Here is a 21,400-nt window from a genome sequence, read left to right as displayed (position 1 = left end):
TCCCGATAAAGTGCGGGCCACCTTAGAGGGTGTAACACACCTTTTAAAGGGGCTTTTTTTGCGTAACGCTTTCAAAATCAGGAAGCCACAAAAAAAACGAGTGCAAAACCTCCGAAAAAGCGATAAAAAAAACGTGTCCTGTCGGAAGCGGGAGATGATTTGTAGTATTGCCGGTCAAAGAAAAGCACATGAGCAAGATTAATTTGAGTGCCGTACTCTCCGAAGTCAACCGACCGAATGCCGTTTTTCACATCACCTACCGAAAGGAAGACGGTCAGTGGGGTGAGAAGAAAAACTGCCTGCTGAGGCGGCTCGGTGATAATGCCCTCAACGAAAGAAAGAAAATGAACCGAAGCGGCAAGCTCAAGCTGGCTTTGCGCGACGGGTATCAGTTTGAGGTCTTCATTGATTTTCTGCTCACGTTCAACGGTCAACCCATCAATCATTTTAATTAATGGCCCCCATCAAAAAAATAGCGAGTAACGTCTATTTGGTTTCCTATAAACCGCAGTCAGCCGTCACGGTGACGTTTGGGAAGGATGCTTCGCAGACCGTCGATGCCGCGTATGGTGAGAAGCCCGGCGGAAAAAGTTCAGGTTCAAAAGGCGGGTACGTGCCGCGCGGCAAGGATGATGATAAGTTAGTGCAGCTGCACAAGCTGCTGACCGAATCGCCCAACAAATGGCAGTTTGTCAATACCCGCCGCAACTTCATCGGCGGCGTAGGCATCGGGCCCCATCAGGAAGAAGTCGTCAAAGGTGAGCTGAAGTATACGCCCATCCCCCGGTCGCCGCAGTACCGCGAGTGGCATGAGCTGCTCGACTTGGATACTTATCTGGCCGAAGCAAGTTACCAGGTCGCTTTCGGTGGTGACCTGTTTGTCAAAATGACGCTGGGCCTCGGGAAGAAAGTCGAATCCCTGCAGGTGGTGGATACGTTTGAAATCCGGGCCCGCAAGCCCAAGGAGAACGAAACCAAGATTTTAGAATATTGGCTCAGCTCAAAGTTTGGGTACGTCAAAGGCGTGAAGGAAGAGGATGTTGTCAAAGTGCCTGCCTTCGACCCGCTGGACCCGACCAAGTACCCCGTCTGCATCATTCACGTAAAACCTGCCATCCCTGGCCAAAAAATCTACGGGTTTGAGCCTTGGTGGGGCACTGAGCGCGTGACCAAAATCACCAACCGCGTTCCTGATTACTACGAAGCGGCCTTTGATAACGGTTTCTTCGTGACACACCACGTAGACATTCCCGACAATTATTTCAAAAAGGAAGGACTGAATGAAGAGGAGGAAGAGCTACTGAAAAAGCAGGTGCTGGACCAAATCGCCGATACGCTGATGGGACTGGAGAAAGCCAACAAAATCCTGTTTACGTTCTCCAAGCTTTCGGTGGATGGCAAAACCATCGAAGGCGTCAAAATCACGCCCCTCAAAAATCCCATCAACGATGAGGCCTTTTTGAAAATGTTTGAAAGCATTAATTTGATTCAGGCATCGGGCCACGGTGTACGCGCCGACCTCGCGAGTGTAGCGTTTAACAACGGCTTGGGTACGTCGGGTAAGGAGCTGGCCACGTCGGCCAACTACATGCAGGACTTTATGACCCACTTTGATAAGATGACGATTTTGAAGCCCGTGCGCATTGCGCAGAAGATTGATGGGATAGAGCCAGAAAACTATCTGTGTATCTACCGGATAAGCAGCTATACTTATGACGTGACTCCTGAGGCTTCGTCACAAAATCCAAATAATAAATCTTCTGAATCCGAACCAGAGCAATGATTATCAGCAATATCGCACAGCTGAAAGCTGCCTTGGGCGGTATTCAGCAGGAAATGAACTGGCCTACCTTCGAGCCGTTTGTCCGTCAGGCCGAAAAGGTCTACATCATTCCCGCCATTGGGCAGGAATTCTACGACGAATTGGCCGAACTGACCGCCCCCACTGTCAAGCAAACCAAGCTGCTTGAGTGGCTCCGTATCGCCGTGGCCGAATACGCCGATTTGTTGGGCGGGATGCGTCTTTTCATGCACACCTCCAATGCGGGCAAGCAAGTGCCACAGATGCCCAACATGGGTCAACCCTCCAAGTGGATGACCGTTACGGCCATCAAACAAACGATTGCCAAAGCTGATTTAGCCCTTGAAAGCGCCCTCCAGTATTTGGAGAACAACAAAGCCGATTTCCCCACCTGGGCAGGGTCTGATGCCTACACCATCGACCATTCGCTGTTTTTGGCGTCGGCCACCGAACTCACCAAGTACTTCCCCGCCGCGAAGGATTCGCGCCGGTTGTATTTGTCGGTGCGCAATTACATCAGTACCGCGCAGGAGTTCTTTTTGGCTCCCCTCATCGGAGAGGACCAACTAGCCGCTTGGGTAGCCAAAATGGCCAATCCTGCCCTTACGCCCACCCCTCAGGAGGCACAAGCTTGGAAATTGGCCCGTTATGCCTTGGCGCATCAGGCCCTTGCCGAAAGCATCCCGTACCTCAACATCAGCGAGGACTGGCGCTTGGTGAGCGAAACCGACGGTATTGTCAACGAAGGCGTTTTGGACACAGCGCGTCGGCAGGAAATGCTGGCCAACTGCCAAGCCAAGGCCGAGGAATACAAAAACCGCTTTCTCAATTACGTCAACAGTGTGGCGTCGGCCACGGTGTTCCCGGAATATTTCACCAACGTCTACGTGGCTCCCCGAGTGCCGCGCGGCACTTCCATCGAAAACAACAGTTCAAATTCTTATTTCGCTTTCTAAGCCATGACAGCCATGACCCCAAATCAAAACATCGAAACTGCCGATGACCTTGAAAAAAAGATTGAGCAGATGAAACAACAGGCCGCGATCCAACGCCAAGCCGAAGAAAAAGCCCGTAAAAACCGCCTTGAAGTAGAGCGCGGGCAGGACATGGAAACGCTCAAAAACCTCAAATCCGAAATCAAAAAGCTTGATTCGGCAGCGGCTATGTCGTCTAAATTGTCGCTCAATGACGCCCTTGCCCTCTCCGAAAAGAAAGCCAAGTACCAGGCTGATATTGACGAAATTGAAGAAAAGTATGGCATTGGCCGCTTTGGTGACGTTGCCGACCAGCCCAAATCCGAACCGCGTACCTCAATGGGTATCAGCACTTCTCGCGCTATCTATGTGCTGATTGGGCTGTTTGTGGGCTGCTGCGCGCTCACCTCGTGGGTAGGCATGAATGCCATCAACGACCCGTACAACCCTGTCGGCCAAAGCATGATGAAGAACGCCCCGCTCCGCGCGTTGGTGGCCTTCGATATGACCTTCCTTACCTTCTTGGTAGGGGTGTTTTTTGTATGGTTATTTTTTAACGATTTATTTCAATTATGGCACAATCGAATCAATTCCGAACGAAACCTGTCCACCCTGCTCAGCGAAGCACCTTCGTGGGCCGTCTTGTTTTTCTTGTTGGGTGTCTTTGCCTTGGTCATGTGGGTGTTTGCCAACTACTACCTGACCGCCTACGCGTAGATAGCCTGGCCCGTCTGCGCGAATGCGTCCTCAAAACCGCCGAAAGTCAATCCTTTGTGAAGGAAAAAAACAATCGGAACGAGCATCCCCAAATCAATGAGTACATGAAGGCCTGCGGCTTCAAGGCCCCCGAAAAAATGCTACCGCAGCATAAGGCGTGGTGCGCTGCTTTCGTCACTTGGGTCTATAAGCAGTGCGGCATTTCGGTGCCCTCCAAGTCAGGAGCCGCCGCCGTGTTGACTTGGAATGGCATGATTGGTCAGCGCATCCGCCCTGGAGAGGCGGTATTGCCCGCCGATGCGGTGACGTATAAGCAATGGTCGCACATTGAGCTGGTACGGTACTGGCCGCTCGACCCGCGCATCACGTACTTTTATACCACGGGCGGCAACACCACCGCTGGAGCCAAACAGCATGGTGTGTACGTCAACATTCAGCGGTCCAAAAATTTTGTCCGTAACACCATCCGACTAATTCGATGAAAAAAGTACTTGATTTTCTCGAAGAATGGGCCTGGCTCATCATCGGGTCCATCATCATGGCTCTCATTTTCGGGACCATCTTAGTAGAAGCATTTCAAACCTTACATCCATAACAGCCATGGAAATTTTCAAAACCCTCTTGGAGCGCTGGCAAGGACCCATGCCCAAGTTTTTCAAAGTCCTGTTTTATCTGGCGGCCGCCATTGTGGCGCTGAGCGCGGGAGCCAATTTGTTCATTGAGCAAATCGTCAGCGTGGGTTTGGTACCGCCCAAATTCCTGACCGATGTAGCCGGTTGGGCAGCGGGTGCCGCCGCCATCGTGGCCAAGTTCACGGTAGACTGGAACGAAAAGCGCCGATTAGAACGCCTAAAAAGTTTCAAACCGTGATATGGTTGACAAAGCTTTTGAACTTGATTCGGAGCGTTGGGCACAAGCTCAACGTTCCGATGAATTCACCGCCCCTTCAGTGGTGGCAATTTTGGTTGCTCCTATTTGTGGGGTTCTCCATCGGCATGCCTTTCGGGAGCTTCCTCCGGCACTCCCAATCATCGTCCATCACCAACCCTGCGCGAATAGACTCTACCCAATTTTACAAAACGCTGTACCTGACCGAGAAAAGCAATTCCCAATTACGCTCGCAGATTTGGACGCTGCAGCGCCGACAAGAACGCCTCCAGAATGACTATGAAAAAGCGATTATTCGCATTGATTCTTTGCGTGGCACTGCTCTCCAGCGTGAGGTCGACCGCGTGTTCGGACACGCTAAGTAGGCTCGAAGCCAAACCCATCCGTATGAGCGAAGCTGGGGCAAAGATGGCCCTCAAAGCCATCGAAGAAGCCAAGATGCTCAATCAAGTCATCGTTTTGAAAGACTCTATCATCAGCACGTACCGGCAAGACAGCGAGCGTAAAACCAAAACCATCCTGAGTGGGGCCCACGAATTACAGGCCGCACAAAACAAAGCGGCAACGCTTACCACCTCTCTCCATTCTGCCAAGCGAAAGCTGCTTTGGTCGCGCCTCGAAAACTGGGCATGGCGTGGCGCCGTGCTTTTGATTGCTACTAAGAAAATCGGTTTATGGTAAAAATCCCTTCTTCCTGGAAAGACTGCTCTACCCCTCAGCTCATCGAAGGACTGGAGCTGCAATTGCTCATTCAATCCTACGCCAGCTACCCCGATGCCGTACTGGAGCTGCTCGGTGATTTGGTATGCCTGCTCACCCGCCTAGACCGAAACCAATACGAGCTGCTGTCCAACGATAAAAAGTTTGAACTGATTGACCGCATCCGCTGGGCCACGGTCGATAAAATCACCACGCTGCCATTTACTTCTTTTCGCCATCGAGGCCGTCAGTACTTCCTGCCCAAACTCCACTACGCCGATACCTCAAGCATCGAATTGGCCATGGCCAACATGCACTACCTTGCTTTTGTCAAAGCCACCAAAGCCGACTCCCCCCGGCTGTTTGATTTGCTGGCCACGATATGCCGCCCGCGAAAATGGAATTGGTGGTTTCGTAAATACCTGCCCGGCTACGACGGCGAGGACCGTCAACCCTTCAACTCCCTGCGCGCGGAGCGGCGGGCTGTCAAATTCCAAAAGCTACGCCTTGGCGTGTGCATTGCCATCCTTCAATATTGGGAAGCGCAAAACAATGAGTTCTACGAAATCCACAAAGCCCTCTACGACGGGGCCGAGGGCCGCAGCCTTTTTCAGAATGGCGAAGGCTGGCTGGCCACGTTGGAAGATGTCGCCTCAGCGGGCGTCCATGGCAACTTCGATAAAGTCTGTGATACCAACGCCCACACCATTTGGATGTACCTCAAACATCGGAAGATTCAAATGGATGAACAGGCAAAGAAAAAAAACGAAGGTGAATAAACTTACTGAGAATTAATTATCTTTAACTTGCTCGTCAATAATTTTTTTCAATTCTTCCATCGGACTTTCCGAATTTATTAGTCTCTCTATTTCTGGATTTGAAATAAAGGCTATTTTCTCACCATTCTTTGAAGTTCTCATTGCTTCTAAGTAAGTTGTTTTCGAAATAAATCCAGAGGTTATTAAAAACCCTAAATCAGAGAGGCCATTCGTATGTTGCAATTTTGAATAAAATTGTATAAAATCGTTTTTTCCAATTCCATCGTCGGGCTTGTTTTTACATTCTACTAAAATGTATGGCCTGAATTTTGAAAAGAAATTATCATTAACGTCATTTCTAATAATTAAATCGACTTCATTTCTGCTTTTATCTATTACTCTTTTAATTATAGTTTTAAATCCCATATTATTAAACAATAGAGTAATAAAGTGTTCAAAAACTATGCCTTTTTCATATGAATTTTGCTGATTCTTTGCATTTGCATAATAATTCAATAAAGCCTTCGATGTCTCACTAGGGTTCTTTGTTACGTACTCTTCATACTTTGCTATAGCGAGTACTATTTCGCTTAAAAAAACATTATATTCTTTCTTTTCAATTATAGCTATAATCTTCCCAGAGAGTAGAATTTTATTTAATTCAGTAAAATATTCTTGAGTGAATGCGGAAACAACGATTATTTTAGCAAATGGATTTATTTCAATAATTTTATCAATTACCTGAAAGCCGTCGATATCAAAATCATCCATCCTTAAATCAACAATAGCAATATCAAAGTACAGATGCTCAATACTGTAGAGTATTTCTTCTTCTTTACTTGCCACAAAAAAGTCAATATTTGTGCGCTCTTTTTTTAGCGATTTCGCAAGGCTATTGGCTTGGATAGACTCGTCATCAATTATCAGTATCGATTTCATTTGTCGTAATTATAGGAAAGCTAATTTTAAAAACTGTTACAAAATCTCCAATATTTTGCAGTAACTCAATTTTTCCGTTTAAATCTGCAAGAATATATGTTGCGTGATATAACCCAACACCACTTCCATTTGTATTTGAAAAGTACATGTCAAATATTTTAGGCTTTATTGAGTCAGATATCCCACAGCCATTATCAGAAATAGATATTTCTACATTGCCATCTTTTAAATGGCAGTCTAACCGTATTCGTTTTTCAACATCTAGCCCCTCAAAAGATTTTATTGAGTTTATCATTAAGTTATTTAAAACTTGAAGTAAACTATGGTAAGGCTGTGTAATTATTGTCTTATCACCTTTTTCATAATTTGACTCAAACTTAATTTTATTCTTTTTGAAGTCTGGTTTATTAATTAGTTCAGTAGCCATACAAAGTTCCTTTAAATAAAACTCCTTTTTTGTGGAGTTCGGCACTAAGGATGCAAAGTTTTGAAGTGAACTACGTATACTACCTAAACAGGCCTTTATTGTTTCAATATCTTCATTTGTGACGTTTTCTATATCTAAGCTTGAGACAACGCTATCCATATTCTGGATGGCGTTTTTGATATCATGACTTGTAAAGTTTGTTAAGTATTCTACATGGCGCTCAAGAGCCGCATAAATCATATCTTTCTGTTTCCTGATTTTTTGGATTTCCTCCCCATTCTTTTCAATTTTATGGGCAAGATAGGTTGGATTATGACGTTTTGGAGGTATAAAATTCTTGCCTTTTCTTTTACTATGTGCCATTTACTAGATTATATTTTTTACTTTTTAATACCTATGTAGACTTTACCTACTTAAGAGGAGGTTTGCTTCGCAAGCTAAAAAAAAATGTATTACACATAGCAAGAATTTAGTTTTAAATCAAAAAATGACTGTTTTTTTTTAAAACGATGACTAATAGCCATAGTGCCATAACTATCGTCAGTCCAATTAAATTCAATCATTTTCCTGTCCTGTCGTACCTCGGCAGGATTTTTTTGTTTTGGGCAAAAACCCAACGATGATTATCACGGCTGATTTTCAAAACTATCTTGATTACTTCAAAGCTTGGGCCGAAGCTCAGCAACTGTTCTTCCTGTATGGCGGGGTAGAGCTGGGCATCAGTTATGCCACCTCCAAGGAAGATTTCTCCTATCCCTTCGCCTGGCTCGAACAACCCGAAATCGTCTCGGAAGACAACGGTGCTGGGCAGCTCATCGAAGCCTACTACGGCGGCATCAGCGTTATCTGCTCCGCTCCCCTCGATGACCGCGCCGCGCAGGTGCAGGCCGAGGTCGATGCGATGCGGCTCCTGCAAGGCTTGCAAAAAAAGATGCGATTGGATAACCGCAACAAAGGTACGCTCGATTGCACCATCAGCGGCATGAAAAAAACCGCCGTCGATCGCGGCTGGGCGGGTAGTCATTGGGGTTGGAGATTAGAATTTGAACTTAGATTTACCGCAAATGGATTACTTAGCTAATATCACCCATCAGGATTTGCAGCTTTCCAAACTGCCCATCGTCGTCAATGTCGATGCCTCCAGTCCCGTCACTTACCCCGACAGGATGCCCCTGCGCTACTATTTGGAAGTTTTTGTGCCTGAATTTTATCAGGGTGGTTTTATTTCATTGACCACGCTGGAGGGAAGCGAAGAGCCGCCCCAAACCGTCGCGGGGGTTACGGCCTACCCGGGCGCAAATTTCGAAATTCAGGATCTACTACACGGCTTGGTAGAGAGCCGCGTGCCCGTGTTTGGCCTCAGCCAAATTGCCATCTGTGAAACCCTCGTGCGGCCCTACTACACCAAGGCCATCCGCAAAAACGGCAGCGCTCCCATCGACGAAACTATCCAACCATCATCGTATGTGTACCGGGGTGGTTTTGCAGAAACTGACTACGCCGCCTATAAAGACAAATTCTTTACGAGCTACGTCGGTAGTGGTCGCCGTTTCCTGACTTGGAAACCTGACTGGGCTCCCCTTCGCCCCGACCAACCCGAGTATTTGGGCTTCATCACCAACTTTAGCCCCACCCCGTCGGAGCTGAGGCTACGGGTCGAAATCACCTACGACGACTGGAGCGTCGAAACGATCACGGCCCTGGCCCTCGATGATGTATCGTCAATGGCGGTGTATGTTTGCCCCGTTGGCCCTACGCAGCTCGACCTCCAAGCCCGCACCAACGTGGCTGGCAAGCCCGTGAGCCGGTACAAAGTTTGGCTCTCTAACGAAAACAATGAGCGGCTTTCGGAAGAACGAAACTACCTCATGTACCGTCAGCCTTACCGTACGTTACGTTATATTCTTTTCCAAAACAGCCTCGGCCTGTTTGATACCCTGGCTTGCTATGGCGACGCCAGCGAAAATCTAAAAGTACAGCGCCAAACCGCCGAACAGTTCAGGGGGTATGAGTATTTGCCCGATGTTTCGGAGCGAGTCATCAACCGGGTCACGGGGGAGCGTGAGCTTACCGTCTCCACGGGTTACCAATACCAGGGCAAAGGAATGCGCGATTATTGGCAGGAACTGTTTTTTGCCGAGCAGGTCTATTTGATTACCGACCGCGAGCATATCCCGCTCACGCTCATTTCAGATAGTTACTTGGCCGATGATGACCGCGAAAAGACCGTTGGCCGTACGCTCACCTTCAGGTACACCAACAAAGAAACTTCTTATAGCCGCCTGCCCGCACTGGCCTCGGCTCCTGCGCGGCCTACGGGTTGGCGCGGCGACGCACAGGCCTGTGAGCTGAATCAGTCAACGGGACTCCGCAACGGTAAAAAGCGGTACGGATTGCTCGTAAAATACTACATCGACAACGGTGAAGATGTCAAACCCCGTACCCAAAAACCCAACGTCGTAGGTACCGAAGGGTACATTCCGTCGTGGGACAGCGCCGATTGCGAAGCCATCACCACTCCTTACCAAAATACGGTATTGAACCAAACGTCGGTCTATAAACGCAACAACTGCGCCGTTGGGCAGGTGGGTGGCAACTGGACCATCACGGTAGCGGCTGGTGCTTACGGCTCCGAAGTAAGCCAAGGCGACGCCGACGGCAAAGCGGCCGCCGCCGCCAATGCCATGGATACGCAGGAAAACGCCAACGCTTACGGTACTTGTATTGTGCCAACGCCCATTCCGATTGGTATCACCAACGCCTGCCCCACGGCCTCGACGCAGCCTATTTTTGCCGTTATCGTGGGCGGGGTAGAGATAATTACCAACACAAGTTACAACAGCCCAAGCGTTCGATATGCCGCCGCTGGCCTGAATCAAGGCATCTACAATATTGATATTCGGGTGCAATATTCCGCGTCGCCGTTTGCCAATTTCAGGATTCGGATTCCTTCCAAGGGCTTCACCAGTGCGGTATTGGCAGGCAATCAGACCTACCGAATTGCCAACATTGCGGTCAATTGGGGCGACCCTAATCTTGTTATAATTTGCGAACCAGCATGATAAGCGAAGAACTTCAACGAGAGGCCACGGAGTTGGCCGAAGAAATAACCCGCGATGCCGTGGGTTATTTTGAAAAAGCCATTGAGCGCGCAGGCATCATTCTTTCCGGAGATTTAAAAAACAGTTTTGAACATGAAATCATCCAAACCGCCGGCAGGCTTTCGGTGGCGGGAGTAATTCACTTCAAAGGCTATGGCCGCTTCAAGGATATGCGCGTATTGACCTATGCGCTCATGCCACCCATTGAGGCCATGGAAGATTTTGTCGAAAAAGTAGGGTTAGAAAAATTTGCCTACGTGCCCGGGTATAGTTCGGTCGATGTGAGCAACATCAAAAATGCCGCCAAACGTGTGGCATGGTCCGTGGCCATGAGCCGAAAACGGGTGCCCACCGTACGCCGCAAAAGCCGCTCTGCCTGGTACAATTCCACCAAGGCCAATTTTTTGAATGTCATGCGTCGCCGTATGCTCGACCGCGCTCAGGGCATTGTGCTCAAAGCCATGAAGGAGGCCGTTACATAAAATTGAATCGTACTTTGCAATCCCTAACTCTTGCATTATATTCGTGACTTTCCACCATGCCTTGTGACTCCCTCAGGGCATAGCCATACCCCAACTAATTATTCCTTGGTAGGGAGCAGGAACTTAGTAAACCATGAAAAAGAGTCTTATTTTATCTATGTTAATGTGCAGTTTGTACAGCATGGGTCAAATTTCTACCCAATCCAATGCCCATGGTTCAATACTTATTACACCTAAGGGGTTACAGAGCAAAAGTAATCCCTCGGCGGATACAACGAACGTTGCTTTAGGGCCATCTACTCTTAAAGCCAATACAACAGGTAATAGTAATACCGCCATTGGATCCGGAGCGCTTGTTTTCAACACGATAGGCGTTAAAAATACAGCTACAGGGGCCTCTGTACTGAGAAACAATACGACAGGCAGTTACAACACGGGCCACGGAGAATCTGCCCTAGTAAGCAACACGAGTGGAGTTTACAATACGGCGACTGGAATTTATGCGCTACAAAGCAATACGACGGGCTATGAAAACACCGCGAATGGATCCAAAGCTCTGCAAAGCAATACGACGGGCTATTATAACACAGCCTATGGTGCCGAAGCGCTGCAAAGCAACACGATAGGCTATGAAAACACTGCCTATGGAAACTATGCACTGTACAACAACACGACGGGGACTCAAAACACGGCCATTGGAGCTACCTCGCTAATTAACAACACGACAGGCTACAGTAATACTGCTTTGGGAATTAGCGCTGGACTCTCAAATTCTACTGGAAGGAATAATACATTCATTGGTACTCAGGCTAATGCCAATTCTTCTAATCTAAACAATGCAACAGCCCTTGGATACCTAGCCTCCGTTAACGCTTCTAATAAAATACGCCTTGGAAATGCCCAAGTAACTGTTATTGAAGGGCAAGTGGCTTATACTTATCCCTCTGACCGTCGTTTAAAAGAAAATATCATTTATACTTCTCGTTTGGGGTTAGACTTTATCAACAAACTCCAAACCGTTTCTTACAGTTACAAGTCAGATAATACCCATGTGCGTCATGATGGTTTTGTTGCACAAGATATTGAAGCCGTTATGAAAGAGTTGAATGTGCCCTTCAGTGGCTTAAAGAAATCCGATGATGGCATGTATTCACTGGCCTACTCTGATTTTGTGATGCCATTGGTCAATGCCGCCAAGGAATTAAAACAGCAGAATGATGAACAGCAGTCTGAAATCAACGATTTGAAAAAACAGCTGGCTGCGCTGGCCCAACGAATGACGGAAATGGAAACCGCCAAAACCGAAGCAAAAATGAACGATTCCGAGGCCGCTAAGAGGTAGCATTTCCCCTTTTTCCTGTCCTGTTATACCTGAAAGGTACGGTGCAAATTGGCATCGTACCTTTTTTGCGTATACAGCCATGACATTAGAAGAAGTAGCCCGGCTCAGGCTCGAAATCCTGGGGGATGAGTCGGCCGAAACCATCGACGGCCTCCAAAAAGGCCTGAAAGAAATCAACTCCGAAATGCGCCTTTTGGAGCTAAACGGAGAAAAAGGGAGTGAGACGTGGAAGGAATTAAAACGCCTTCAGAAGGACGTCAACGACGAAATCAAGGAGATGACCCGCAACATCGACCTCAACGATGCGTCGATGAACGAGCTCACCGCCCGTAGCCGTCAGCTCAACCGCGAACTCGGAAACCTCAAAGTAGGCAGTGAAGAATGGATTGACAAGCTGAAAGACTTCAGTGAAGTCGATGAAAAAATCGACGGTACCCGCGAGGCCATGAAGCGCATCAAGGGCGAAGGCGAAGAGCAAAACGGCTTCTGGACGTCTTTCAAAGCCAACTTTGCCGCCGCTTTCACCGTCGAAGCCATCACGGGTGCCATCGGCAGCATGATTGATTTCGGGAAAGAAATCTTTGAAACGGCAGGGAAATTTGAACGCTACGAAGCGGTGCTGAAAAATGCCTTGGGTACACAAGAAGCGGCTACCAAGGCCATGGACGATATCAAAACCCTCGCCGCCACTACGCCCTTTACCGTCGATGAGCTGACCGAAAGCTACGTCAAGTACGTCAACCGGGGCTTGCAGCCTACCATGGCCGAAATGACCAAGATGGGCGATATTGCCGCCTCTCAAGGCAAATCCTTCGACCAACTCACGGAGGCCATTCTGGATGCTACCACTGGCGAATTTGAGCGCCTCAAAGAATTTGGTATCCAAGCCTCCAAAAACGGTGAGCAGGTAGAGCTGTCTTTCAAAGGCGTACAGAAAACCATCGCCAATACCCCCGAAGCCATCCAAGAAGCCCTGCTCAGCTTTGGCGAATTGCAGGGGATCATGGGCGGGATGGCCGCTATCTCTGGCACACTGGAGGGAAAACTATCTAACCTTGGAGATAATTACGACGCGCTCAAAATCATCCTGGGCGACGTGCTCAAGCCCGTATTCCTGGGCGTGATGGATGCCATGAATTCGGGCATTGAAATCATCAAATCGGTGGTCGAAAACTCCGAGCCAGTCGCCATTGTCTTTGAAAATATCGCCGAAATCCTCGGCAGTGTGTGGGAAAGCTATAAACGAGCCATCTCGGTACTGTTTGAATTTAACGACGTTAGCGTCAGTGTCCGTGATGTAATGACCGCATTGGGGCTGGTAATCAATGCCGCCACCATTCCATTCCGAACCTTAGTTACCGTTGTTGGCTTTGCCTACGATGGTTTGGCGGCCTTGGTCAACAAAGGCAAAGAAGTGCTTAACTTCTTCGGGGCAGATTTTAAAATCAACCCTGCGGCGACCTTCGATAATATGTTGGCCAATGCCGACAAAAACTTCAAATCGATCGGCAACAGCTGGACCAAAAACGTGGCCGAGGTTCAAATCAACAAAATCAAAGACGTACAAGATAGGTCCATTGCCTCCGAAAACGCCAAATACGCCGCCGAAAAAGCCCGCATTGATAAGACTTTTAAGGATGCCACCGCCAAAGCGGCCGAGCTGGCCAAGCTCGAAACCACCCACACGGCAGCCGTCACCAAGACCAAAGGCGATGCCATCAAAGCCGAGCACACCGCGCGCAAAGCCTACATTCTGGAAAATATCAAGGATGAAACCGAGCGCGACAAACAGCTCAAGGCCCTCAATCTCAAAACCCGCACCGAGCTGCGCGATTTGGACAAAAAATCTGACGATGAGGTCGTAAAACACAAAACGGCCAATCAGGGGAAAGTGTCGGCATCGGCCAAAAAAGCCGTCGAAAAAGACGCCAAAGACCGCGAAACCGCTGATGCCAATGCCAACAAAGCCATCGAAGACGGGCGGGTGTCGCTCATCAAAAATGACTTGGAACGCGCCCTGGCCGCTGAGGAGCTGAAGTACAAACGGGAGGTGCAGCGCATCAACGATACCAAGGCCGCCGAGACCCTCAAAAAACAACAGCTCGAAGTACTGGAGCAGACGCATCAGGCCAAAATTGACAAAATCAAGGACGATGCCACCAAAAAAGAGGAAGCGGCCGCCAAGAAAAAGGAGGCCGACGAAGCCGCCGCCGCCAAGAAAAAAGAGGCGGATGAAGCGGCGGCCCGCGATAAAAAACGGAAAGAGGATCAACTACTCTTGGATGTAGGATTTAAGGCCGAAATCGAAAACGCCAAACTTTCGCTTTCGCTCACTAAAAACAACGCGCAGGCCCAGCACGACGCCAAACTCCAACTGCTCGAAGCCGAGAACAGGTACAAGGACCAGAAGCTCAAAAATGAAGCGGAAGCCGAAAAGAAACGTATCACCGAGAGCATTCAGGATACCGACAAACGCGCCACGGCCATCAAGGCCATTGATGCGTCGCTCACGTCTCAGCTTCAGCAAAACGAAGCCAAGCTGCAAGCCGACAAAGTAAAGCTGCAGGAAGAGGCCACCGCCAAACGCAAAAAGGACAATGAGGAGTTTTTGGGCTGGATGAAAAAAGCCCAAGATGGCGACTACGCGGGTTTTCAAAAGTACCTCAACGATAAAGTACGGGAGGAGCAGACCGCCAACACCGCCCGGCAGGCCGATAACGTCAAATTTTCGGATGCCCTGCGCGGCATTATGAAAGGCGATTTTACGGCCTTTACGCAGTTTTTGGCCCAAAAAACCAAGAACGATACGGTATTTAATTCGGAGCGTTTTCAACAATTTTCCAAAACCACCGAGCAGGTGGGGCAGATTGCCCAGCAGGGTGTAGCCGCCCTCCAGAAGCTCAATGAAGGCTACCTAAAAAAGCAGGAAGCCAACATCAAAAAGGAGAAGGATACGCAGCTCAAGGCATGGGAGGAAAAATACAAGAAGGGCCTTATCTCCAAAGATGAGTACGAAAAAGGCGTAACGAGCATCAACAAAAATGCCGACAATAAACTGAAGGAAGCCCAAAAAGCGGCCTTCGAGCGGGATAAAAAGTTGCAGATTGCGATGGCGCTCATCAGCGGTGGGATGGCCTTTGTGAAAGCGTTGGCCTCGGGTTTCTTCCCCGTCAACCTCGTTTTTGCGGCTGCTACGGCCGTGGCCACGGGCTTGCAGATAGCCGCTATAAAACGCCAGCAGTTCTCGGGCGAAAAGGGTGGGGTGTTTCAGGCCGCCAACGGCTACGTGCGCAATGCGGGTGTCCCCCAAGGCCCAAGGCACGGACTCAAGTACGGCGACTCTGGTATCTCTCTGATCGATCGCAGCTCGGGCCGCGAAATTGGCGAAATGGAAGGCGGAGAGCCGTTTATGATTTTGTCCAGGAATACCTACAAAAACAACCGACCCGTCATTGACCGACTGCTGCACTCCAGCCTGCACAAAAACGGCGCGCCCATCACCCTGCGCGACGGTGGCGTGGTGTCGGTAGCCCAAACGCCGTTCATGTTTCGCAATGGCGGGCGGATGTTTCAGTACGGAGGCATGGACGATAACAACGGCGGCGGCTACTCCGAGCCGCAGCGCCCCACCTACGATGAGCCTGCACCCGCCCCCGCCGATGGCGACGTGGAGAGCGTACCCGACCAGGGCGATACCAAGGCCATGATTGCCGAAAACACGCAGATGCAAAAGGATATGTTGGAAGAATTGAAAAAATCTAACGGCAAACTCTCCCTGCTCCTTGCAGCCACGAGCCAAAACGGCAGCGAACTGCGAACGCATTCGGGATTATTGAACGACATCAAAAACAAACCAAGCGGCCCCAGCCTGCACGAAATCCAAGGCGCGTTTTCGTCGGCCGCCGCCGCCATTGCCAAATCTGATTTGTAATTATGAGTAGCTTTCAAATTCGTCTCGAAGGGCAGGCCATTGACCTGCAACCCAACAAAACCATCACCCTCAACCGCTTCAATCCTGTACTGGATTTTGACGTGATTCAGGGGGCTAGGGTATTGGATTTTGTGGTGCCATTTTCGCCCAAAAACAACAAGTTTTTTAACTGGTATTATAAGCCTCAGGCCGCTTTCCCGACCGAAGATTTGTACTGCGAACAGTACGCCGACGGTGAGCTCATCGAGCGTGGCTACATCACCCTGAGGGAAGTGGCCGCCGATGGCTACAAAGTAATGTACACCCAAAACTTGGGCGAAGTCTTTGGCGATTATCAGAAAGTACTTTTGTCGGATATTGATTTCGGCAGCGTGGCCAAGCCCGTCACTTTTACGGCAGCGGCCAATCACCTCACCGATGCCTACTGCCTGCCCATGGTTCAGAATGCGGGCTACTACGGTACCGCTCCGCCCGTGGGTTTTGGTGGATACATGAATGAATATACATCGGGCTATACGGCCAGCACCCCCAAAGTGCCGATGATGTACCTGCGGTGGTTGTTAGGGAAAATTGAAGATATATGCAATTTCACGATAAAGGGTGAGTTTGTGGATGATGTGATTATGCAACGGCTCGTGCTTTACAATACCTTTGCCGTGGAGCCGACCGATACCGTCATTCAGTACCGCAACCACCTGCCCGCTATCACCATTCCCGACCTGCTCAAAGAACTCCGCAAGCTGTTTAACCTTGGGCTGTTTTTCGACGTGCGCACGCGTACGCTCACCATGCGCTATGCGGATGAATTACTGCAGCAGCCGACGGTATTGAATTGGTCCAAAAAATTTGGGGTCATTGCGGCCCGCTCCCCCGAGATGGCCACGCGGCTGGAGCTGGATTGGGAGGTGGATTCAGGCGACGGGCGCATGAAGGTACGGCCCGCCGATTATGAAAAATACAACACGCCCGGCAGTGAGCTGCTCTTCCCCGTCAAAACGCGTTTTAGCACCACCGACGTCACGGGCGCAGGCCTGCCCATCGTGGAGCAGCCTGGCATCACGACCATCAACAACCAACGCAATAACAAATTTGCGCCCCGATTGCTGTTTTGGCACGGCATGGTTGGCGGTATTCCGTTTGCGTCCAATTACATCGGTCCCCGACGCCTAGCCTGGCACGGCACCAACAACCTCGTGGATCATTATTGGAAACAGTTTGAGACCTTCCGAGGCCGAACCTCGAGGCGCGTATTGCCCGGCAATCTCACCGCCACCGACATTGCCCTGATTGATATGCACCAACGAGCAGGCCAAACCATGACCGTACACGTGCAGGGACGCGACTACCTCATCGGCAATCAGCGCATCAATCTGCCTTTGGCCGGGCCAACGGAATTAGAGATGTGGATGCGGTAAATGCCTAATTAAATTATTAGCGCAAATTGGTAAAACCCTTATTAAGTTCTAATATTGAACGAGTATTAAATTACATCAATGAAAGCTACCCTGCATTTTGTTTTGGTGTTCATGTTATTTGGAAGTGTAAAAGCACAAAACACCACTATTTCTCCCTCTGTTTTTTCACCCCCACGGCAAAGCTATGATGCTATTTTGTCTATCCCCAGCCCCCAAACTGGAGATATGGTCTATGATACTACATTTAACTGCCTACGGGTTTATACCGCAGGTAAATGGAATTGCAGTTACAAACAACCCGGTGATCTAACTCCAAATATTTCAGGTTTCGCTTTTATCAATGGAACAGGACAAAGTATAGGGTATGGGATTGCATTGGATGATAGCAGCAATGTTTACGTCACAGGCTTTTTCAAAGGAAATGCGACCTTCGATACAATTACCATTTCATCAGGAAATGGCACCGACAGCACCGGGATGTTTATCGCAAAATACGGTAAAAACAGCCGTGTAAAGTGGGTAAAAATGGCCAAAGCAAACGCTACTATTTCAGGATCTCAACTAACGTTGGATAAAAATGGCAACATATATATTGTGGGAACCTATGGTGGAAACGCCAGTTTTGGTACTGCCACAGTGACGTCATTAGGAGGGCATGATATTTTTATTGCCAAGTATACCAACAACGGACAATTTCAATGGGTACGTTCTGCTGGTTCAAACAGTACAACTGGATATGATTACAGCCGAAGTATAGTAGCAGACAGTCAAGGTAATGTCTACCTTACAGGGAATTATTATACTACCGCTACTTTTGAAACCTCAACGATTACATCATCCGGCCAAAGTGACTTCTTTTTAGCCAAGTACGATACCAATGGTAATTTACTTTGGGTAAAATCTGGGGGTGGAGCAGGAAATGATTATGGCCATGGAATTACATTGGATAGTAACGAGAATGTATATATCGTTGGCAGTTTTGATGGCACTACCAATATTGGAGGCAATTCCATTATTTCATCAGGTTACAGAGATATTTTTTTTGCCAGATATTCTCCGAACGGAATCATGGGGTTATTACAATTTGCCGGTGGAGCAGGCGATGATGTTGGATATAATATACAAGTAGACGGAAATTATATCATTTATATATCAGGTAGTTTTTCAGGTACTGTTTCCTTTGGAAACCCGGTATTCGGCCCAATTTCAAAACCTGTATCCGGAATAGTTTCAAAATCTTCCAGCGGGGAAAATGATATATTTATTGCCAAATACGATATGGCTAACTATCTACTTTCATGGGTACAAACTGCAGGTGGCGCTAAAAGTGAACACACCTATCGCATGAAATTAGACACTACAGGGAATATATATATTGCAGGTATTTTTATGAACACTGTCAAATTTGGCAGTATATCTAAAATCTCTTCAGGAGCTTTTGATGCCTTCGTAGCTAAATGTAGCAGTATTGGGGAATTTGAATGGGTACAGTCTATCGGCGGAAAGTTGAGTGATGAAGCTTATGGAGTCGATGTAAGTAAGAACGGAAATGTGTTTGTAACAGGAACTTACTCTGGCAAAGCTGCTTTTGGGAGTACTTTTTATTCGACATCAGGATATAACAACTTTTATGTTATAAAACTTGACAGCGAGTTTTAATTACTTCCCAAACACCATGTCCCCCAGCGCGTCGTTTTCATCATGGTAGGCTGAGTCAAAATACAGCTCAGTAATTTAAATACTGCCGTTGGAGGTACCACACAGTTGCAAATGTTTAAATTTGTGTCCTGTTTTTAGGATGCTTTTCAGAATAGGTTTGGTTCACATTTTTTAACCAACTTATTCAATCATGAAAAGAATCTTAGCAGGTTTCGCCATTGCGCTGCTGTTATCAGCACCGCTGGCCCAATCCCAAACCCCTTCTTTAGAGGAAAATCAGACCACCGAAAAAGAATTACTCAAGTATGAGTCTACGTTCTGCATCGCATCCGTGGCCGTTGACACCACGTTGGAAGTGTTTATGTTGACCCACACCGCTCACATTGACAAAGTTTTTACGCTGACCGCCAAAAGTCTGTCCGTCAAAAGCGACGGTGACATTGCCCACATTTACCCCGTCAAAGCGATTAACCGGGACTTCAAACCCGATATTGTTTTTCTGATAGGAGAGGGAGCAGGGCGAAGTGTATGGCGATATTGTCGAAAAACGGATAAGCTAAGCACCCTGATGCGTACCAGCCAAGGGCGAATACTTCAGGTGCAATACCTCAAAAAGCGCCCCAAATCCCTTCCAAAGCTCCGTTCTGTCTTTCGAGTTTAATTTGTTTTCTCATAGCTGTTGACAAAAACCCCCGTTGGCGCTGCCGACGGGGGTTTTCTATTTTCAAAGTGTGGTAACGCATGTAGCCACGGGTAGTGTGGCAATGATTAACTGATTTTTGGATGGTTTAGGCTGATTTCATAATGTCGTTCCATGACTTCATCATTTTGGCAGCAAGTCTTTTTTCTCGAATTCTTCCGTAATGTTCCAGATATCGGTCATTTTTCAGACCCAAACACGCCGTTACATCCTTGATTTCCATCATCAATTCGTTCAGTGCGATGTCTGTAAATGTCTTTCGTGCAATTTTCGTCGAAAGCACAACTGGGATTCCCACAAATACGGCAATCTGTTTTAAGGTGTCATTCCTTTTTTGGTTAGACTTGACGGGTAGATTCTTAATCTCACCACCGTACTTGGCTAAAATATTTACTGCTGGTTCGAGCAACTTAACCATGAAATCATTGTCGGTCTTTTGTCGTCTCCCCTTTAAGAAAATGTCATCTCTGTATTTTTCAATCCTGAAGGTTTTATTGGTGTAGTCAACGTGGTGCATTCCAGAGAAACAATTGAAAACAAACGCATCCCTTTCGAGGTCACATTTTTTCGCAGTTTGTTCTGTGATAAATCCCTTTTTTACAAGGCCATAAAAATCAAAGCAAGCCAACTTTGAAAGTTGGTCAACTGTTAAATGGGTGGTGTCAGGTTTGGTATTATCGCTCCCGATTTCACAATCAGCCAATGGATTGTGCTTAATTCGTCTCTTTTTTAATGAATGCTTAAACAAAGATTTAACCCACACCAAATGTTTATACGTATGGGGGAAACTAAAGCCATTCTCAACCAGGAGGTAGGTTTTAAAGCCTGTCAAGACTTTTTCATCAAACGACCTAAGCGACAGATTTAACCATTTTTCATGGCCGAGGTAGTCCAAAAAGTTTCTTGAATAATTCTCCTGAACATCAATCGTCACTTGGACTATCAATTTGTTTTTTACGTCCAGCTGCCTATCTTTAAAATACTCCCCGATTAATTGGCTGATGGTATATCGAAACAGCTTTTTTTCAGTTACGTACTCCTTTACGAGCGCCGCTGATACATACTCAAATTCAATTTGGAGTAGACCAAACGTGCGCTCAATTTTCGTTTTTAGGTCATTAATCTGTCTATTATGGCTTTTGGTTTTGGCGTCAGAGCCAATTAATCTTTGATTTTCGGCATCCCAACTGGACTTTCTGCATTCAATGTGAACATTGCCGATTTCTACACTTTCACCTTCGAGAGTTACCCGGCAAGAAATATTGCCCTTGGTATCATACTGAGGATCCTGTTTTCTTTGCATTACTTCAACCTTGGCTTCCGATTTACGAAACCAAAACAAAATATACATCTGTTGAATATTGTACATAAGTAGTGAGCTTGCGCCACACTACCCATTGGTGAAGAGACTAAACAATAACTATGCTAATTATACGGCGTAGAAGAGTGGCGTAATCGCCAAGTTTTGCCGTAATCGTAAACGTAACCCTACGTCAGTAGATTGTCCTACAATCCATAACAAACAGAAAACCACCGCTTTAAATTAAGCGATGGCCTCGTATTCAAT

20 protein-coding genes are annotated in these 21,400 nt (G+C 47.7%); 17 read left to right on the top strand and 3 right to left on the bottom strand.

What is annotated here, in order from left to right; translation table 11 throughout:
- Window positions 1–188: 188 nt before the first annotated feature.
- The 9 genes from GVN20_RS24675 to GVN20_RS24635 all read left to right on the top strand — a co-directional run bounded on the left by GVN20_RS24675 (window position 189) and on the right by GVN20_RS24635 (window position 5,858).
- Entirely contained in the window at window positions 189–455 is a 267-nt protein-coding gene (locus tag GVN20_RS24675) for a hypothetical protein (RefSeq protein ID WP_166560912.1), read from the top strand.
- Window positions 455–1,783, top strand: a complete 1,329-nt coding sequence (locus GVN20_RS24670) for a hypothetical protein (protein WP_166560911.1) — start codon at window positions 455–457, stop codon at window positions 1,781–1,783. Before GVN20_RS24675 ends, GVN20_RS24670 begins: the two co-directional genes overlap by 1 nt.
- Window positions 1,780–2,757: a DUF6712 family protein gene (locus tag GVN20_RS24665; protein ID WP_166560910.1), complete on the top strand. Its 978-nt coding sequence runs from the start codon at window positions 1,780–1,782 to the stop codon at window positions 2,755–2,757. Before GVN20_RS24670 ends, GVN20_RS24665 begins: the two co-directional genes overlap by 4 nt.
- 12 nt (window positions 2,758–2,769) lie before the next feature.
- On the top strand, window positions 2,770–3,492 hold the full coding sequence (locus GVN20_RS24660) for a hypothetical protein (RefSeq protein WP_166560909.1): 723 nt from the start codon (window positions 2,770–2,772) through the stop codon (window positions 3,490–3,492).
- Window positions 3,453–3,974, top strand: a complete 522-nt coding sequence (locus GVN20_RS24655) for a hypothetical protein (protein ID WP_166560908.1) — start codon at window positions 3,453–3,455, stop codon at window positions 3,972–3,974. Before GVN20_RS24660 ends, GVN20_RS24655 begins: the two co-directional genes overlap by 40 nt.
- A gap of 118 nt (window positions 3,975–4,092) precedes the next feature.
- Window positions 4,093–4,362, top strand: coding sequence for a hypothetical protein (locus tag GVN20_RS24650; protein WP_166560907.1), 270 nt, complete (start codon window positions 4,093–4,095; stop codon window positions 4,360–4,362).
- Window positions 4,363–4,367: 5 nt separating this feature from the next.
- Entirely contained in the window at window positions 4,368–4,745 is a 378-nt protein-coding gene (locus GVN20_RS24645) for a hypothetical protein (protein ID WP_166560906.1), read from the top strand.
- Window positions 4,660–5,061 (top strand): hypothetical protein, encoded by a 402-nt coding sequence (locus tag GVN20_RS24640; RefSeq protein ID WP_166560905.1) that lies wholly within the window; start codon window positions 4,660–4,662, stop codon window positions 5,059–5,061. Before GVN20_RS24645 ends, GVN20_RS24640 begins: the two co-directional genes overlap by 86 nt.
- The gene (locus GVN20_RS24635) at window positions 5,055–5,858 is read left to right on the top strand and encodes a hypothetical protein (RefSeq protein ID WP_166560904.1); all 804 of its coding nucleotides are present in this window, start codon (window positions 5,055–5,057) and stop codon (window positions 5,856–5,858) included. Before GVN20_RS24640 ends, GVN20_RS24635 begins: the two co-directional genes overlap by 7 nt.
- 12 nt (window positions 5,859–5,870) lie before the next feature.
- On the opposite strand, the gene GVN20_RS24630 is transcribed toward GVN20_RS24635, so the two are convergent.
- Entirely contained in the window at window positions 5,871–6,776 is a 906-nt protein-coding gene (locus tag GVN20_RS24630) for a response regulator (protein ID WP_166560903.1), read from the bottom strand.
- Complete coding sequence (locus GVN20_RS24625) at window positions 6,754–7,566, bottom strand: HAMP domain-containing sensor histidine kinase (RefSeq protein ID WP_166560902.1); 813 nt, start codon at window positions 7,564–7,566, stop codon at window positions 6,754–6,756. The genes GVN20_RS24630 and GVN20_RS24625 overlap by 23 nt, the downstream gene beginning before the upstream one ends.
- Window positions 7,567–7,822: 256 nt before the next feature.
- Here GVN20_RS24625 and GVN20_RS24620 point away from each other — a divergent pair, with 256 nt between their 5' ends.
- The 8 genes from GVN20_RS24620 (at window position 7,823) to GVN20_RS24585 (ending at window position 19,794) form a co-directional block, all read left to right on the top strand.
- Window positions 7,823–8,284 (top strand): hypothetical protein, encoded by a 462-nt coding sequence (locus GVN20_RS24620; protein WP_166560901.1) that lies wholly within the window; start codon window positions 7,823–7,825, stop codon window positions 8,282–8,284.
- Window positions 8,268–10,265 carry a DUF5977 domain-containing protein gene (locus GVN20_RS24615; protein ID WP_166560900.1) on the top strand — a complete coding sequence of 666 codons (1,998 nt, stop codon included), beginning with the start codon at window positions 8,268–8,270 and terminating at the stop codon, window positions 10,263–10,265. The genes GVN20_RS24620 and GVN20_RS24615 overlap by 17 nt, the downstream gene beginning before the upstream one ends.
- A complete protein-coding gene (locus GVN20_RS24610; RefSeq protein ID WP_166560899.1) occupies window positions 10,262–10,786 on the top strand; it encodes a hypothetical protein in 525 nt (174 codons plus the stop codon). The genes GVN20_RS24615 and GVN20_RS24610 overlap by 4 nt, the downstream gene beginning before the upstream one ends.
- A gap of 133 nt (window positions 10,787–10,919) precedes the next feature.
- Window positions 10,920–12,128: a tail fiber domain-containing protein gene (locus GVN20_RS24605; protein ID WP_166560898.1), complete on the top strand. Its 1,209-nt coding sequence runs from the start codon at window positions 10,920–10,922 to the stop codon at window positions 12,126–12,128.
- A 79-nt stretch (window positions 12,129–12,207) separates the two neighbouring features.
- Window positions 12,208–16,059 carry a tape measure protein gene (locus GVN20_RS24600; RefSeq protein WP_166560897.1) on the top strand — a complete coding sequence of 1,284 codons (3,852 nt, stop codon included), beginning with the start codon at window positions 12,208–12,210 and terminating at the stop codon, window positions 16,057–16,059.
- 2 nt (window positions 16,060–16,061) lie between these two features.
- Window positions 16,062–17,474, top strand: a complete 1,413-nt coding sequence (locus GVN20_RS24595; protein WP_166560896.1) for a hypothetical protein — start codon at window positions 16,062–16,064, stop codon at window positions 17,472–17,474.
- Window positions 17,475–17,552: 78 nt separating this feature from the next.
- Entirely contained in the window at window positions 17,553–19,133 is a 1,581-nt protein-coding gene (locus GVN20_RS24590) for an SBBP repeat-containing protein (protein ID WP_166560895.1), read from the top strand.
- A 190-nt stretch (window positions 19,134–19,323) separates the two neighbouring features.
- Window positions 19,324–19,794: a hypothetical protein gene (locus GVN20_RS24585; RefSeq protein ID WP_166560894.1), complete on the top strand. Its 471-nt coding sequence runs from the start codon at window positions 19,324–19,326 to the stop codon at window positions 19,792–19,794.
- Between the two features lie 127 nt (window positions 19,795–19,921).
- Here the strand turns inward: GVN20_RS24585 and GVN20_RS24580 are convergent, their stop codons facing one another.
- Window positions 19,922–21,202 carry a phage integrase SAM-like domain-containing protein gene (locus GVN20_RS24580; RefSeq protein ID WP_166560893.1) on the bottom strand — a complete coding sequence of 427 codons (1,281 nt, stop codon included), beginning with the start codon at window positions 21,200–21,202 and terminating at the stop codon, window positions 19,922–19,924.
- Window positions 21,203–21,400: the final 198 nt, after the last annotated feature.

This window comes from Runella sp. CRIBMP (genome assembly GCF_009905605.1).
Lineage (GTDB): Bacteria > Bacteroidota > Bacteroidia > Cytophagales > Spirosomataceae > Runella.
Note: the sequence above shows the minus strand (reverse complement) of the source record. Positions and strands in the feature narration are given on the sequence as shown.

Excerpts from the sequence above, each read along its gene's own strand:
- GVN20_RS24675 (WP_166560912.1), top strand. The coding sequence starts at position 189 with ATGAGCAAGATTAATTTGAGTGCCGTACTCTCCGAAGTCAACCGACCG.
- GVN20_RS24670 (WP_166560911.1), top strand. The coding sequence starts at position 455 with ATGGCCCCCATCAAAAAAATAGCGAGTAACGTCTATTTGGTTTCCTAT.
- GVN20_RS24665 (WP_166560910.1), top strand. The coding sequence starts at position 1,780 with ATGATTATCAGCAATATCGCACAGCTGAAAGCTGCCTTGGGCGGTATT.
- GVN20_RS24660 (WP_166560909.1), top strand. The coding sequence starts at position 2,770 with ATGACCCCAAATCAAAACATCGAAACTGCCGATGACCTTGAAAAAAAG.
- GVN20_RS24650 (WP_166560907.1), top strand. The coding sequence starts at position 4,093 with ATGGAAATTTTCAAAACCCTCTTGGAGCGCTGGCAAGGACCCATGCCC.
- GVN20_RS24640 (WP_166560905.1), top strand. The coding sequence starts at position 4,660 with ATGAAAAAGCGATTATTCGCATTGATTCTTTGCGTGGCACTGCTCTCC.
- GVN20_RS24635 (WP_166560904.1), top strand. The coding sequence starts at position 5,055 with ATGGTAAAAATCCCTTCTTCCTGGAAAGACTGCTCTACCCCTCAGCTC.
- GVN20_RS24630 (WP_166560903.1), bottom strand. The coding sequence starts at position 6,776 with ATGAAATCGATACTGATAATTGATGACGAGTCTATCCAAGCCAATAGC.
- GVN20_RS24625 (WP_166560902.1), bottom strand. The coding sequence starts at position 7,566 with ATGGCACATAGTAAAAGAAAAGGCAAGAATTTTATACCTCCAAAACGT.
- GVN20_RS24620 (WP_166560901.1), top strand. The coding sequence starts at position 7,823 with ATGATTATCACGGCTGATTTTCAAAACTATCTTGATTACTTCAAAGCT.
- GVN20_RS24615 (WP_166560900.1), top strand. The coding sequence starts at position 8,268 with ATGGATTACTTAGCTAATATCACCCATCAGGATTTGCAGCTTTCCAAA.
- GVN20_RS24610 (WP_166560899.1), top strand. The coding sequence starts at position 10,262 with ATGATAAGCGAAGAACTTCAACGAGAGGCCACGGAGTTGGCCGAAGAA.
- GVN20_RS24605 (WP_166560898.1), top strand. The coding sequence starts at position 10,920 with ATGAAAAAGAGTCTTATTTTATCTATGTTAATGTGCAGTTTGTACAGC.
- GVN20_RS24600 (WP_166560897.1), top strand. The coding sequence starts at position 12,208 with ATGACATTAGAAGAAGTAGCCCGGCTCAGGCTCGAAATCCTGGGGGAT.
- GVN20_RS24595 (WP_166560896.1), top strand. The coding sequence starts at position 16,062 with ATGAGTAGCTTTCAAATTCGTCTCGAAGGGCAGGCCATTGACCTGCAA.
- GVN20_RS24590 (WP_166560895.1), top strand. The coding sequence starts at position 17,553 with ATGAAAGCTACCCTGCATTTTGTTTTGGTGTTCATGTTATTTGGAAGT.
- GVN20_RS24585 (WP_166560894.1), top strand. The coding sequence starts at position 19,324 with ATGAAAAGAATCTTAGCAGGTTTCGCCATTGCGCTGCTGTTATCAGCA.
- GVN20_RS24580 (WP_166560893.1), bottom strand. The coding sequence starts at position 21,202 with ATGTACAATATTCAACAGATGTATATTTTGTTTTGGTTTCGTAAATCG.